We start from the raw sequence: 15,790 nt of genomic DNA on the forward strand, positions 1-15,790 counted from the left end.
CCGCTCACCGCGACCGGCGCTTCGCTACCCTTCGCACCCGCAGCAACACTCGCCCGGCGCGCTCTCCTCCCCTTCCGCGCTCGCTACGTTACGTGCGCCGTAACGTGCGTAACGTTTGCGCGGCCGCGCTACGTAACAATCCTTCAAGATTGCCCGCCGCCCGCGTACCGCCCCGCGCCTGCAAAGTACCGAAAGTGCGTTTGAATTCAACGCCCGCGCGCGATTCGCCCACGGGCGCACGTCGCCGTCGATCCGTCTGGCCCGGAAGTTGCAGTAAACAGCTCGCCAACAATCCTTTACGGACAGCGAGGGCCATCATGGATTGCAAATACCTGTACATCGACAACATAAAAATCAACTTTGTGCGGCGCACCATCGAGATCGACGAGAAACCCGTCGACGTCACGCCGCGCGAATTCGACGTCGTCGAATTCCTGCTCGACAACATGAACAAGATCGTGCCGCGGCAGGCGATCCAGGAGGCCGTGTGGGGCCGCGAGCTCGCGGTGTCGTCGCGCACGCTCGATACGCACATCTCGCGGATCCGTTCGAAGCTGCAGCTCGATCACGACAAGAACCTGCGGATCATCCCGATCTACGCGGTCGGCTATCGCCTCGTGCTGTTCGGCGCGGCGATGACGCACGTGGAACGCCACGACGCGGCGCCGCTCGTGCGCACCGCGCAGCAAGCGGCAATCTCGGCCGACTACCTGTAACGATCGGCCGGGGCGCCGCGCGATGCGGCGTGCCGGCCGCCGCTCCCCCGCAGCGACACACACGATGCGACGCGCATCGCGCGGCTCGCCTGCCCTGCGATACGTTCCCGTCGCGACACGGTCGCCGCCTTAGGGCGGCGATCGCCTTCCAACGGCCGCGCAAAGCGCCGCTCATGGCGCCTCGTAAATCCGCGCCCACCGCGCGACGACACGGCGCACACGACTACGGATTCCGGTGCGACACGCGCACGGCCGCCTCCCTACAATCGACGCAGCAGCCGCGCGCGACCTGCGCCACCGGCCACAACAACCCGTCGAACTCACGCCGAATTCGCTCCGATCCCGCCGTGCCTGCGCTGTTCCTGACGAATGCCGACGACGCCGCGGACCGCGCCGCGCTGTCCGCTGCCACGACGCGTGCGACGCCGCCCGCCGCCGTGCTGGCGCTCGACGCGTCGCCCGCGCTGCCGCGCGTGTCGGCCGCGACCGCACGCGGGCTGTCGCATGCATACGGTGCGACGGCCGCCGTGCCGATCGCGCTCGGCGAACACGCGTACGCGGTGCACTGGCGCGTCGACGCGGAGCCGGCGGCCGACGCGCACGCCTACCGGTTCGTCGTCGGCCCCGCCACCGGCACGTTGTGGCTCGACCCGCTCGCCGAAACCGAATGGCTCGGCGACGCCGCCGATCCGGCCGTCCCGGCCGTGATCCGCGCGGCGCTGCTCGCCGATCTCGGCGCGCCGTTTGCGGCGACGCTGCAGGCCGCCACGCGCCAGCGCGTCGAACTGCTGCCGCCTGCCGAACCGGCGCCCGCGTGGCACGCGTCGCCGGCCGCGCTGCGCTTCGAGCTGCGTCGCGCGGACGGTGCGTGGCGCTGCCATGGCGCCCTGCTGTTCGACGCGCCGGACGCGCTCGCCGTGTTCTTCGCGTCGGCGCCGGCCGCGCCGCCCGATGCGGCGGCCCTCTACGCGAACCTGCCGGTGCCGCTCGTGTTCGAAATCGGCCGCACCGAATTGACGATGGCCGAGCTCGCGGACGTCGTCGGCGGCGACATCATCGCGATCGAGCGCTGGCACGCGCACGAGCAGAACCTGCTGTGCGTCGCGCGCGTGCCGGCCGCGCCCGCGTGGGAGATCACCGGACGGCCGTCGGGCAGCCGGCTGACCGTCGAACGAATCAGGGAGATGCCTTTGGAACCGACCCGCACCGATACCCCGCCCGCGACCGGCGCCGCGCACGACGCATCGCCGGCCGATGCGCCGCGCGCGCTCGACGGCCTCGCGGTCGACCTGCGCTTCGAGCTGCCGCCGACGTCGATGCCGCTCGGCGAGCTGAGCGCGCTGCAACCCGGCGCCGTGATCGAGCTGCAGCAAGGGATCAACCAGAGCGTGATCCATCTCGTCGCCAACGGGATGCTGATCGGCACCGGCCATCTGATCGCGGTCGGCCAGAAGCTCGGCGTGCGCGTCGTCACGCTGACGCAACCCGCGCCGCGCGAGCGCTGACCGATGGGCAACCTGCCGAATCCGGTCGCGCTGATCGCGGTGATCGCCGCGCTCGGCATCGCGCCGTTCGCCGCGCTGATGGTGACGAGCTACACGAAGCTCGTGGTCGTGCTCGGGCTGCTGCGCTCCGCGCTCGGCATCCAGCAAGTGCCGCCGAATCTCGTGCTGAACGGGATCGCGCTGATTCTGTCGCTGTTCATCATGGCGCCCGTCGGGATGTCGATCCGCGACGCGCTGCAGGCGCGCCACTTCGATACGTCGGGGCAATTGTCGACGGCGGACGTCGGCGTGCTCGCGGACGCCGCGCTGCCGCCGATCAAGGATTTCCTCGTGTCGCACACGCGGCAGCGCGACCGCGACTTTTTCGTGCGCACCGCGACGTCGGTCTGGCCGAAGAACCGCGCGGACGACATCAAGGACGACGATCTGCTCGTGCTCGTGCCGAGTTTCACGCTCGCCGAACTGACGAAGGCGTTCCAGATCGGCTTCGTGATCTACATCGTGTTCATCGTCGTCGATCTGCTGGTCGCCAACATCCTGCTCGCGCTCGGGATGCAGATGATCTCGCCGACCACGATCTCGGTGCCGTTCAAGCTGCTGCTGTTCGTCGCGCTCGATGGCTGGTCGCTGCTCGTGCACGGGCTCGTGCTGTCGTACCGCGTCGCGGGGGGCGGATGAGCGCGCGCGGTACTCGCCCGTCGGCGGCATGGCTTGGCGCGCTGGCCGCGCTGGCGCTGGCGCTCGCGATCGCGCTCGGCTGCCTGCAGCCGCGGCCCGCGCATGCGGCCGGCGGCACGGCCGGCTTCGCGTCGCTCGCGCGCGCGTGCGCACCGAACGTCGATCCGGACACGCTCGCCGCGCTGGTGCGCACCGAATCGGGCTTCAATCCCTATGCGATCGGCGTGGTCGGCGGCCATCTGACGCGCCAGCCGGCATCGCTCGACGAGGCGCGCGCGACGGTGCGCGAACTCACGGCGCGCGGCTTCAGCTACAGCGTCGGCCTCGCGCAGGTGAACGAGCGCAATTTCGCGAAATACGGCCTCGACGACGCGACGATGTTCGAGCCGTGCCGCAATCTGCGCGCGGGCGGCGCGATCCTCACCGACTGCTTCGCACGCTCGGCCGGCACGGGCCGCGCGCCGCAGGCCGCGTTGCGCGCGGCGCTGTCGTGCTACTACAGCGGCAATTTCACGACCGGTTTTTCGAGCGGCTACGTGAGCCGCGTCGTCGCCAGCGCACAGCGCAACGCGCGCGAAGGCGGCGTCGCGCCGATTCCGGTCGTGCCCGACGTGCCGCCGCCCGCGCGCCAGCGGCGGATGGACGCGGCCGCCGCCACGCCACCCGAGCGCGCGCGCCGCCTGCCGTCGCCGGCCGCCTCCGCCGACGCGCCGTCGTGCCACGCACGCCCCGTCATGATGATGTGCCGCGGGCTGCCGCCGAGCCAGGCGAAGCGGCTGTGCGTGCGCTGTCTCGACCAGTGAGCGGGCGGCGCAAGCGCGGCAGCCGGATGCGCGCGCGTCGTTCGTAGCGTCGGCGCGGCCGCCGCCGCGTAGCGGCGATGCGCTACGAAACGCCTCGCACGCACGCCGCACGCGCCCTTTTAGACTCTTCGTCTAGGCTGAAGGCGCCCGCTGCCGGGCAGCGGCGCGCCCCTCTGCCCGGCATCCGACCGGAGGGCTTCATGCTGGACATCGACGGCGTTGGAATGGGCGTCAACTGGATGATGTTTCTCGAGCGCACGCTCGAGGCGGAGCGCGCGAAAGCAGCGAGCCAGGCCGCGCAGCAGTCGAGCGATCCGGTCAAGCAGCGCGTCGACACGCCGCCGCCGGCCGTCACCGTGCAGGTCACGCCCGATACCGATCCGTCGAACCCGACCAATGCCGAGATCGCGTCCGCGACCTCGCTGATCCGCAGCCTGGCCGAACAGTATCGGCCGAAGCCGCCCGACATCACCGTCGACGATCCGCTGACGAAGGCCGCGCAAACGGCGATCCAGGGCGCGCAGACGAAGTACGACAACGCGCTGAAGGACGAAGCGCAGAAGCAGACGGCGCTCACGAATGCGCAGAACGATCCGTCGTCGACGAAGGATGCGATCGCGCGCGCGCAGACCGACTACGACCACGCGCATGCGGCGACGGCGAACGCCGAAAAAGAGCTGAACGTGACGACCGACGCGGGCTACATGATCGCGTACGCGCAGCAGGCCGATCACGACAAGCAGGCGCTCGATCCGCACCGCGCCGGCTCCGCACAGTCGGACGCGAATGCGGCGCTCGCGCAGTTGAAGGCGGCCGTGCCGGGGCTCGGCGACGATCCGACGCAGGCGTCGCAGGCGCACTGGACGCCGCAGCAGAAGCAGGCGTACGACGCCTGGCAGCGCGCGGACGCGAAGCTGTCCGCCGCGAAGGCGCGGCACAACGCGGACATCGCGAACTCGAATCTCGCCTATGCGCAGCTGCAGTCGTACGCGTCGGACGGCGACCTCGCCGATGCGATGAACGCCGGCATCGCGCGCGTCAACGACGCACTCGCGCCGCTCGGCCGCGTGATCGACGTGCCCGAACGGCTGAAGCCCGACGAAGCGCGCGCGAATCTCGCGAGCGCCGTCGACGACGCGAACTACGCGAATGCGTGCGTGAATGCCGCGAGCGACGCGGCCGACGTCGCCGATATCCAGATCACGTACAACGCGGTATCGGGCAAGTACGGGCCGACCGTGATGTCGACGACGGTCGGCGCGCAGCAAGACCGCCTCAACCATGCACAGGCGAGCGCGCGCATGAGCGCCGGCTATCTGCAGATGCTGTATGCGAACCGGCAGGTGAAGGAACTGCAGGGCCGCTACGATGCCGCGCGGCAGGATGCGACGCAGTTGCGCCCGGACGGCACGCGCGTGCCGGTGCGCGACCCGGACGCCGCGCGCGGCGTCAGCGATGCGTACGCGGCGCTGACGAAAGGGAAAGAGGCAGCGAGCATCGCGCACGACGGCTTCGTCTCCGCGTACGGCAATGCGCTCGCGATCCATTACGACGACGTGGCCGCGGGCGTGCAGGACCGCTACGATCATCGGACGATGTGCGTTGCGAACGATCCGACGCCGCTCGAGATCAAAGGCTTGAAGACGATCGCCTCGTCGCTGCACGGCGCGACCGACCGGATGACGGCCGTCGTCAACGAGCGCGCGATCAAGCAGACGCTCGCCGACGCGCAGGCGAAGCAGGCCGGCCTGAAGGCGAAGGTCGACGATTTGCAGCAGCAGTACGACGCATGGAACCGCGATCACGGCGCGGGCCCGACGCCTTCGCTGCTCGCGGTCGCGAAGCCGCAGGACGGCGTGCCGAAGAACATTCCGCTGACGGCGCCCGTGCCGTTCGTCGTGAACCCGTATGCGCAGCAGCTGTCCGACGCGCGTGCGGCGCTCGACCAGGCGAACAAGGATGTCGACCGCACGCGGCTGATCGGCGAAACGCTGCACCAGCAGGTGCTGTTCAACGAATTCGACGCGCACCTCGACGAACGGCTGCGCGCGCGCAAGACCGAGGGCGACCAGAAGGATTACGCGAAAGCGCTGTCCGAGTTCTTCGGCGCGCACCGCAGCGAACTGTCGCAGTCGCTGCTCGACAAGGCCGGCGAAGCGACGCAGCACGGCGGCACGATCGACTTCGGCAAGCTCGACGCCACGCAGCAGCGCAACCTCGTCGGCGTCGCGATCGGCCTGTCGCCCGACGCCTCGAGCGATGCGCCGCACGCCGCGCAGTTCACCGACGGCCAGAAGCTCGCGTCGATCGACAAGGTGCGCGACGAATTGCTGAAGCTCGGCGGCGGCGACGGCACGCGCGTGAACGTAATGCCGATCGTCTACGCGTCGAAGGACGCCGGCCTCGTGACGAGCGCGATCTTCAAGGTGACGAACGCGAGCGGCGACACGCACTACGTCGACGATCAGGGCTCGAAGTATTCGAGCATCGACAACTTCATCGACGACAACGAGCTCTCGTCGGACGGCACGCTCGACATCGCGACCGGCTACGGCGCGAACGGCGTCGCGCAGATCGATCATCGCAACAGCGCGCACGACGACAGCTGGTGGGAAAGCGTGATGCACACGTTCGGCTCCGGCGACGTCAATCTCGGGATGCTGCTCGGCGGCCTCGCGCTCGAAGTCGGCGGCGGCCTGCTCGATGCGACCGTGTTCGGCGCACCGCTCGGCATCGCGCTCAATGCGGTCGGCACCGGGATGATGTACACGTCGGCCGCCGCGGCCGTCGCGAACTCGGGCTACGACCTCGTGAACCGCATGCAGCACGACCGCACGATCAATCCGCTCGACGCGGGCGCGCGCGCCGACTATCTGAACCTCGTGCCGCTCGGCGTCGGCGGCGTCGGCAAGGTGCTGGCATTCGGCAGCAAGACGGCGACGGTCGCCAAGCTCGTCGAACGCGCCGGCGGCGACGCGCAGACGTTCGCATCGCGCGTCGCGACCGGCACGTCGTTCGCGACGAAGGCCTCCGCGTACGGCGGCGCCGCCGATGCCGCGGCCCAGTTCGGCTACGACGCGGCGACGGGCCACACCGACCGGCTGGCCGACGACGCGACGTCGTTCCTGCTGAACGCCGGGCTGGCCGCGGGCCCGCAGCGGATCAAGGCGCTGTCGACCGGCATCGTGCGCCGCACCGGCAGCTTCGGCGCGCGCGATCTCGGCAATCAGGCGGTGCGGATCGGCGACGAGCGCGTGACGGTCGGCCAGGACAAGTATGCGGCAGAGAGCACGCTGCGGATCGGACGCCAGCAGGCGACGCTGGATGGCAAGACCGTGACCGTCGCGGCCGACGGCACGCTGCGTGCCGGCAACCGGATCCTGACGTACAAGGGCGTGCCGATCCGCGTGCTGAACCGCGGCAACGCGGTCAATACCGGCGCGCGCAGCCGGACGGAATCGACGGCGTTTCTCGATCAGGACGGAACCATCACGCTCGGCGAGCGCGTGAAAGGACTCGCGCTGACGCGTTTCGATCGCTACGCGACGGATGCGCGCATCACGGCCGACGAGCACGGCGGGCTCAGCGTGTCCGACGGCATCGAGCTGAAGTACGCGCACGAAATCGCGCCGCCGCGCACGGCGACGACGCCCGACGAGACCGTCCCGCACGACGACGCGCCGCCGCCCGACGCGCGTCCGGCCGCGGCCGAGCCCGCGCAGCCGGGCGACGCGGCGCCGACGCGCACGACCGCCGCCACGTCGGCCGACGAACCGGCCGCGACGGCCGCGCGCGATACGTCGCAGATCCGGCGCGCATCGGCGAGCGTGCGCGAACGCTCGGCCGAGAACGATCACGACAACCGGCTCGTCTCGCACGCGGACCGGCAAAGCGCCGACACGCGCGCGATCCGCTACCGGCGCGTCGTCGAACCGGCGGACGGCGGCACGTCGAAGCCGCTGACGTTTCGCCAGCGCGTCGCATGGACGCTGCTGAACGCCGTCGATGCGTCGCCGCTGTCGGGCGGCTTCGTCGCACGCGAGGCCGACGTCACGCTGACGTCGCGCCGGCCGCTCGTCGAGCAACACCAATACGGCGGCCGCACGCTGTACGTGGTGCGCAACGACGCGAACAACGGCGCGTTCGCGACGAAGGCCGGCGCCCCGCTGAGCGGGCACGAACTCGCGCTCGATGCGCGCTACGCGTTTCGCGCACCGGCCGACATGCCGGAACCGATCGTGCTGATCGCCGAGCACGCCGATGCGCAACTGGCGCCCGAACTCGCGAACGTGTGGAACCGGTCGGTGTTCGTCGCGCCGCGCGGCGCACTCGCGGCGGACGGCACGCTGCGCGCGACGAGCGGCTACCTGCGCTACGATCCGGCGCCGCATCCGGAGGTCGAGCTCGGCGCGCTGCATACGGACGGCACGACGGTATTCCACGCCGACACCGGCAAGCCCGTCGACCTCGACGAGCATCTCGGCGCGCTGATCGCGTTCGGCAACGAGAAAGGCGGCTTCGCGCTCGGCCGCGGCGCGGTGGTCGGACTATACGAGGACCTGACGAGCACGCGCGCCGCGCAGCACGACGCGGCGCTCGGCGAGAAGGCGGCGCTCGCGTTGCTGAACAAGCGCTTCGCGCTGCCGACGGTATCGATGGACGGCCCGTTCTCGCATGCGAATCGCGTCGCGGTGCTGTATCAGCCGCGCGGCGCACTGCATACGCACGACGTCGAGCGCGGCGTGCTGCCGCGCACGCTGAAAGCCGACACGCTCGACCAGCTGCGCGCGCTCAAGACGCTGATCGCGGAGAAGCAACTCTACTTCGACGTGCAAGGCGTCTATCACGACGGCCGCCTGCTGATGACCGATCCGGGCCGGATCGAAACCGGCAGCGACGGCTACCGCGGCACGCACGACCGCGTCGACGATCAGCTGCAGCTACTCGAGCGCGGCGTCGAACGCGGCGACGTGACGCTCGCCCATCCCGAGATCGCCGAGACCGGCCAGGACGCCGCCAAGCCCGGCCTCCTCGCGCGCGTGCAGATGCGCTTCGGCGGTGCGCCGTTGCCGAGCGAGGTCAGCGCGCTTGCGCAGCAGTCCGGCACGCTCGCGCAGCAGCTGCGCATGCTCGACGACAACGGCTGGCGCGTGCGCGTCGGCAAGCGCGGCGGCGGCAGCGGGATCGATACGCGCAAGAAGCAGGTCACGCTCGACGGCGCGCTGTCGCATCCCGAATCGATGACCTACACGCTCGCGCACGAAGCGAAGCACGCGGTCGAGGCGATCGACGGGTCGCTCGGCCTCGACTACGGCGGCCGCCGCCGCTTCACGCGCAAGGCGCTCGAAGCCGAAGCGCGCGCGCAGATCAATGCATTCGAAGCGCGCTACGAGATCAAAATGTCGAGCGGCGTCGATATCGGCGCGCACGTCAGGCTGCCCGACGCGGTCCAGCGCATCGCGGACAGCTGGCAGCCGTCGCACGATTACGCAGGCACGGTCGCGTCGCTCGCCGACGCGTTCGCGCGCGCACCGGTGTCGGGCGCCCGCGGCCGCGATTACGAAGCGTTCTACGGCAACGCGTTCGATCGCGACGCCGCGCACGCCGGCCATGCGATGCCGGCGCCCGAAGCCGCGCCCGCGCCGCGCGACGAGCCGCGCTCGATGCGCGACATCCAGGCGCAGCGCGTCGCCTGGACGCAGGCGCACGTCCAGCGCAACGCGGCGCCGTTCGGTGCGGCCGAACCGTCCTCGCCCGCGACGATGGCGTTCGTGCGCGACGGCAACGTGCTGATCGACCGGCACGAGCGTGTCGCCATCGTGCCGGCCGAGTCGCGACGCGACGGCACGCTGCTCGGCCCCGACGGGCGTCCGGTCGATCCGCATACGTTCACGCTGCTCAACCCGCCGCCGCCCGATCCGGGCTACACGACGATCCTGTCTGCCCGCCATGCGAACGAAGGCGCGGCCGCGCAGCTCGCGAATCTGTGGCAGCGGCCGGTCTATGCCGCGCATCCCGATGCAGTCGGCCACGCCGGCGCGCTGTCGGACCTGTCGGGATTGAACCGCTACGTGCCCGCCGCGTACCGGCAGCCTTCGCTCGGCGAACTGGCCGTCGATACGCGGCACGATCGCCTGCATGTCGCGGGCGATCCGGCGCGCACCGTCGATCCGGCCGACTTCCTCGGTCCGGTGCTCGGGGCGGGCGTGGAGAAGACGGTATTCGACGCCGGCGCCGGTCAGGCGATCGGCATTTACCGCGACGGCTCGCGCGACGGGATGCTCGATGCATACGAGGCGGTGGAACTCGACCGGCGCGGGCTCCACACGCTGAGTGAAACGTACGGGTTGCCGACCAGTACGACCGACGGCCCGTTCACCGTGCTCAATCGTATCGGCGTGGTGCTGAAGCCGTCCGCGCAGCTTAGCAGCGACGACATCCAGCTCGGCGCGAAACTGCCGGACATCGTCTCGCGCGCCGGCCTCGCCGATCTCGCGAAGATTCGCCGCGTCACGCAGATGCACCGGCTGCTGTATGACTTTCAAGTCCTGTTCGGCCGCAACGGCGACGTCATGCTGCACGATCCCGGCGAAGTCCGGCCGGGGCTCGATCGAGACGGCATCGTCGTCTCGCAGATCGACAATGTCGCCGCGAAACTCCACGATGGCCTCGACAACGGACGCATCCGCCTCGCCCATCCGGCGATGACCGAGCAAGGCGCATACGCCCCGCGCGGCGGCACGATCGAGCGCGTCGTCATGCGGTTCCGCGGCGCCGTACTGCGCATGCGTGCCCATGCGCTCGCGTCGCGCTCGCCGACGCTCGCCGCGCAGCTGCGGCTCGCGAAAAGCGACGGCTGGAAGATCAGGCTCGGCGCGCGCGGCGAAGGTCATTACGTGGACGCCGAGCGGCGCACGATCGTGCTCGACGGCAACACGCGTCATGCGGGCACGCTCGTGTTCGCGCTCGCGCACGAGGTGCAGCACGGTGTCGACGTGACGACCGATGCGCTCGGCCTCGATCACGGCAGTCCCGAAGCCTACGTCCGGAGCCTGCTGCTGGCCGAAGCGCGTGCGCAGGTGAACGCGTATCGCGTACGCGACGAGATCCTCGCGGCCGGCGGCCGCGACATCGCGGCTCACGTGCAGTTGCCGGACGCGCTCGCGCGCGCCGCGCGCCATGCGTACGAGAGCGGCGACGCCGCGGCGCTGCAGGCGCTCGCGGACCGCTTCGGCGACACGCGCACGTCGCTGCCCGGCAATCCGACCTATCGCGTGCTGTACGCCGACTACGCGCGTGCGCTGACCGGCGACGCGCGGCTGCCGAGGCTCGCCGCGCCCGGTACGGGCAACCGGCCGGCCGGTGCGAACGGCGGCAACGCGCGCGAAAGCGCACGCATGAATCGGGCGCGCGCCTGGTTCGACGAGCGCGGCCTGCGTACGCTGACGCGTATCGAAGGCGCCCATCTGCCGGCGCTGCGCGATCTCGCGCGCGAGACCGGACGCAGCGCGCATTTGCTGATCGCGCGCGCCGATCCGGCGCCGAGCGCGGACGCGCCGCCGCATTTCATCGCCGAGGCCGAAGTCGACGTACACGGCGCGATCACGATCACGCGATACGATCGATCGCTGGCGCGCGACGAGCGGCGCGCGCTCGACGACGCAGTGTCACGCACGCGCGATGCGAATGCACGCGACCGGGCGGCCGCCGCGCGCCGCGACTTCGATTTCTATCGATCGCCGGTCACGGCCGCGGAGCTGGACGCGATGGGCGGCCCGTCGAAGATCGAGCCCGCGCACGGCGGCGACCCGGTTCGGCTGTCGCGCGTCGGGCGCGTCGACGACGCGCTGGCCGCCGCGATCGACGCGCTCGGCTCGGTCAAGCACTACTCCAACGCGAACAAGGCGATCGCCGGCGCGCGCAACGCGGACACGATCTACGCGGTCGATCGGAAAACCGGCGACATCGTCGGCCATGCGACGCGCCATCCTGACAGCGGCGTCTGGTACTACGACGAAAATTCGCCGGTCGACGGCGCACGTGTGCAGACGCGCACGCTCGACGACGCGTTCCAGCGGCGCATCGATGCGCGTGTGCGGCGACGCGGCGCGCGTCACCGGATTCCGCTGTCGCGTGCGCGCCGGCGCGGCATTGCGTTCGTCGTGACCGAGATCGGCCCCGACATGATGGCGCGCATCGGCCGCTTCGATCCGATCCGCGCGCCGAAGAAGGACACGACGTACCGGTTGCCGTCGCGCGTGCGGCCGCGCTATCTGAGCCACGCGTCGCTCGCGTGGACGATGGATGCCGGCCATCGCGTCGCGCTGCTGACGCGTGCGCGCGCGGCTGCGCTGCTGCGGCGGTCGTCGGCGGCCGGCGCCTTGCCGCCGGGCACGGCCGCCACGCGCACGCCGGACCCGGCCGCGGCTGCGTCGGCTTCGTCCGCATCGACCACCTCGACCACTGCGAGCGCTTCGCTGCCTGCGACTGCGCGCGGCACACGCGCGGCATTGCACGACGCACTCGTCGCCGCCCACCTGCTGCCCGCCGATGCCGGCCACGCGCTCGACTTCAGCGGCCACAACGCGGTGCATCTGCTCTCGCTCGCCGAACGCGGCGCGCTGTCGCCCGACACGCATCGCGTCTACATGTACCGCACGAGCGATCCGATCGCGCACCGCCTCGCGAAACCCGACGGCGTGCTGGTGCCCGACGCGCACGGCAACCTGCTGTGGCACGAGAACTGGCGCGACACGAGCGGCACGGGCGTGCCGCTCGACGCGTCGCCGCTCGGCCGCGGCCCGTACGGCGCCGACGTGCATCTACTGCTGACCGAACTACCGCCCGACGGCATCGACACCTACGCACCGGGCACGCGTCTGCATGCGCTGAACAAGCGCGTCGAACGTCTCGAACGGCTGCAGCATGCGTCGGACCGCACCTGGGCGAACAAACTGCGCGACTGGGCGCGCAACGAGAAAGCGACCGCGATCCGCGAGCGCGACGCGACACAGCGGCAGATCGACCGCGCAGAGGCAGCCGCCCGCACGCAGAATGCGCCGCCGCCCGCGCATCCGGTGCTCGAGATCAAGCCGTACCAGCCGGCGCTCGTCAGCTCGACACAGATCGAATGGAAGCAGCGCTACGGCGACGGCGGCATGCCCGATCCGCTCGCGTACGTGACGCGTCTGAAGACGTTCATCGCGCGCGAAGGCAAGACGCGCGCGGGCCCGCTCGAGCTGCAGGACCGGCCCGGCGACGCGCCGCCGCCGGTCGTGATGGCCGACGCGCAGGGATGGCGCTGGCTCGGCAAATGGCTGCACGTCGCGCGCGACTACGCGGCGGGCGGCGCACGCTATGCACCCGTGCCGCGCTGGAAGGATTGGCAGCGCAAGCTGAGCGCGGCCGCGACGGTCGATCGGCAGATCATCAAGTCGTTCTTCAAGTCGAGCCGCGACGTGCAGTATCGCGTCGCGCCGATGAGCCGCGCGTATCGGCTGACCGACGATCCGCAACTGTTCCTCGAGCAGATTCGCCGCAACGGCGCGGCCGGCGCGGCCGTCACGATCGTCCTCGATCCGCATACGCTCGCGGCCGCGCAGGGCAAGAAGCACGAGCAGGAATTCGTCAACGACGTGAAGCGGCTCGGCGACCAGACGCGCGCGAAGATGAACTACGCCAACGCGACGATCACCGGCGAGAACGGCCATGTAGTCCACCTCGACGAACTGACCGAACAGCGCCTGCATGCCTGGCTCGACGCGGCCGCGGAAGGCGGCTTCCTGCTGCGGCTCGAAACCGCATCCGGACGCGCGCTGGTGTCGCGCGTCGACGAGCGCTTTCAGGCCGGCACGAACGATCAGTATCACGACTACGTGCGGCTCGCGTCGCTGCTCGAGAAATGGGCGGCGAAGCACCCGCGCGAGCGCGCGCCGCACGTGATGATCACGTTCCACGGTTGGGATGCAGTGCCGGAATCGGTGCCCGGCGCCGGCCACGTCGAGCTCGTGAACCAGCTGCTCGACCGGCCGACGCTGCAGTGGGTGCACGTCGGGCTGTCGTACGCGACGCACGGCTCCGACTTCATCGCGAACCAGGAACTGACGACGGCGCTCGCCAAGATGCTCGTCGCGCGCGCACGTGCGCGCGGCACGTCGACGTTCGAGCGCATCCACGGCGCCGATGCGCTGACGCGCGTGTTCGAACGGCTCGAGCCCGACGCGCTCGTCGAACAGCACCGCATGCTGCTTGCCGAAATCGACCGCATCGGCCGCGACAACAAGATGACGCCCGCCGAAATCGACGCGCTCGTCGAGCGCCTGTACGAAGGCAACACGACCAAGCTGCTGAACCGCGCGCGCCATGCGGTCGCCGCGTATGCGACGCGCGCATGGGAAGCGGACCCTGCGCGCGCACCGGCGCCCGATTCCGAGGCGCGGCGCTTCACCGAAGACTGGCAGCGCGACATCGGCAGCAAGCTCGACCGCCCGGAACAGCTGAAACTGCCCGCGCGACGCCGCTTCTCGGCTGCCGGACCGAAGTGGACCGACATCGTGCAGAAGCCGGAGCTGATCGTCGACGATGCGAAGCCGCTCAGCGACAGCCGTCTCGTCAGCGCGCAATCGAGCCGCGAGCAGGAGATCGGCCCGCAAGAGCCGATCACGCCCGAACAGGCCGCGCACGCGGAGCTGAACGCATTGCGGCTGCAGCAGGCAGGCCGCCTGCGCACGTGGTTCAACCGGGAAAACCTGCTGTCGATGGCGGTCGGCCTCGGCGTCGGCTTCGGCGCGCACCATTTCGGGCTGACTTCGCCGGCATTCAAGGAGACGAGCAACGCGCTGTTCGTCGGCGCGCGCACCGGCCGCCTCGTGCAGGCGCTGCATCAGGATTCGGTGCGCGCGCTGCAGGGCGGCGATCCGCGCCTGTTCCGGCGCGTGCTCGACCGCTTCGTGCGCGGGCTCGAGAGCCAGCTCGACGCGCACGAGATGGACAAGCCGATGCGCGGCGCGTCGCTGCAGCTGCTGGCCAACGAGGCGCGCGTGAAGGTCGACGGCCTGCTCGCGCTGCACGCGAGCCAGAAGATTTCGGCCGAGGACGCGGTCGCATACACGAAGCTGATCGCGAACGACATGATCGCGCAGATGCAGGGCGTGCTCGGCGGCACCTCGATCCAGCAAATGCACCACGGCAACCCGCGGCGCTTGTTCGGCAAGCTCGGCCGCTCGGCCGCGCTCGCCGGCTATGTCGGGCTCGGCGAGATCGCCGTGCACAACTTCATGGCGAACCACGGCGTCGCGCCGCTGCTCGGCGGCATCGGCGCGGTGGTCGGGCTCGGCTACACGGCGGCGATCCATCTCGGCGCGACGCGCAACCTGTCGCTCGACCGGCGCAGCCGCGTCGTCCGCGCCATCGACGCAACGTCGGACATCGTGACGATCGCGGCCGGCTATGCGACCGTGGCGAGCGGCGTCGCCTGGCCGCTCGCGGTATCGGGCAGCATATCGGCGACGCTCCTGGCGCTCGCGCGCGTCGACACGCACTTCCCGAATCTGACGAAGGCCGTCACCGGCCGGATTCCGACCGCGATCGTGCTCGCGCCGATCGCGATCTACGTCGGCAACTGGCTCTATACGTATTTCGACGACGACAAGAAGAAGCCCGCGCAGCCGTCGAACCTCGTGCCGCCGACCGGCGGTGCATCGCAATCGCCATCGCCGTCGCCGTCGGCCACGAGCCCGTCGCCGAGCGCCGCGCCGCCGTCGGCCGGTCCATCTGCCGTGCCGTCGCCCGCACCGTCGACGAGTGCGACGCCCTCCGCGCCGGCGTCCGGTCAGCCGGGCAGCACGCCGACGGCGCCGCCCGCACCCTACTTCGTCGTCGACGGCGATTCGCTATGGGTCATCGCCCAGCGGCACCGCGATACGCTGCTCGACGCCGCGCACGTGCCGGCCGCCGATCGCCGCACGATGCCGGAAAGCGAGCAGGCGCTCGCCGCGTTCCGCGAGATTCTGCAGCTCAATCCGTCGGCCGCGCGCGATCCCGCGCATTTGCCGATCGGCAAGCCGCTGAACGTCGGCTGAGCAGCGGC

5 protein-coding genes are annotated in these 15,790 nt (G+C 70.6%); all 5 read left to right on the forward strand.

Going from position 1 to position 15,790, the window contains the following annotated elements:
- Positions 1–317 precede the first annotated feature (317 nt).
- Positions 318–716 (forward strand): winged helix-turn-helix domain-containing protein, encoded by a 399-nt coding sequence (locus NP80_RS10265; protein ID WP_006410752.1) that lies wholly within the window; start codon positions 318–320, stop codon positions 714–716.
- A 347-nt stretch (positions 717–1,063) separates the two neighbouring features.
- Complete coding sequence (gene sctQ, locus NP80_RS10270) at positions 1,064–2,221, forward strand: type III secretion system cytoplasmic ring protein SctQ (protein ID WP_045593427.1); 1,158 nt, start codon at positions 1,064–1,066, stop codon at positions 2,219–2,221.
- A gap of 3 nt (positions 2,222–2,224) precedes the next feature.
- Complete coding sequence (gene sctR / locus NP80_RS10275) at positions 2,225–2,899, forward strand: type III secretion system export apparatus subunit SctR (RefSeq protein WP_006411600.1); 675 nt, start codon at positions 2,225–2,227, stop codon at positions 2,897–2,899.
- Entirely contained in the window at positions 2,896–3,702 is an 807-nt protein-coding gene (locus NP80_RS10280) for a lytic transglycosylase domain-containing protein (RefSeq protein WP_045593428.1), read from the forward strand. Before sctR ends, NP80_RS10280 begins: the two co-directional genes overlap by 4 nt.
- Before the next feature lie 200 nt (positions 3,703–3,902).
- Positions 3,903–15,782 carry an LWXIA domain-containing protein gene (locus tag NP80_RS10285; RefSeq protein WP_045593429.1) on the forward strand — a complete coding sequence of 3,960 codons (11,880 nt, stop codon included), beginning with the start codon at positions 3,903–3,905 and terminating at the stop codon, positions 15,780–15,782.
- The last annotated feature ends 8 nt before the right edge of the window (positions 15,783–15,790 follow it).

Origin of the sequence: Burkholderia multivorans ATCC BAA-247 (assembly GCF_000959525.1) — a bacterium.
GTDB lineage: Bacteria > Pseudomonadota > Gammaproteobacteria > Burkholderiales > Burkholderiaceae > Burkholderia > Burkholderia multivorans.

Coding starts and splice junctions, on each gene's coding strand:
- NP80_RS10265 (WP_006410752.1), top strand. CDS start 318: ATGGATTGCAAATACCTGTACATCGACAACATAAAAATCAACTTTGTG.
- sctR (WP_006411600.1), top strand. CDS start 2,225: ATGGGCAACCTGCCGAATCCGGTCGCGCTGATCGCGGTGATCGCCGCG.
- NP80_RS10280 (WP_045593428.1), top strand. CDS start 2,896: ATGAGCGCGCGCGGTACTCGCCCGTCGGCGGCATGGCTTGGCGCGCTG.
- NP80_RS10285 (WP_045593429.1), top strand. CDS start 3,903: ATGCTGGACATCGACGGCGTTGGAATGGGCGTCAACTGGATGATGTTT.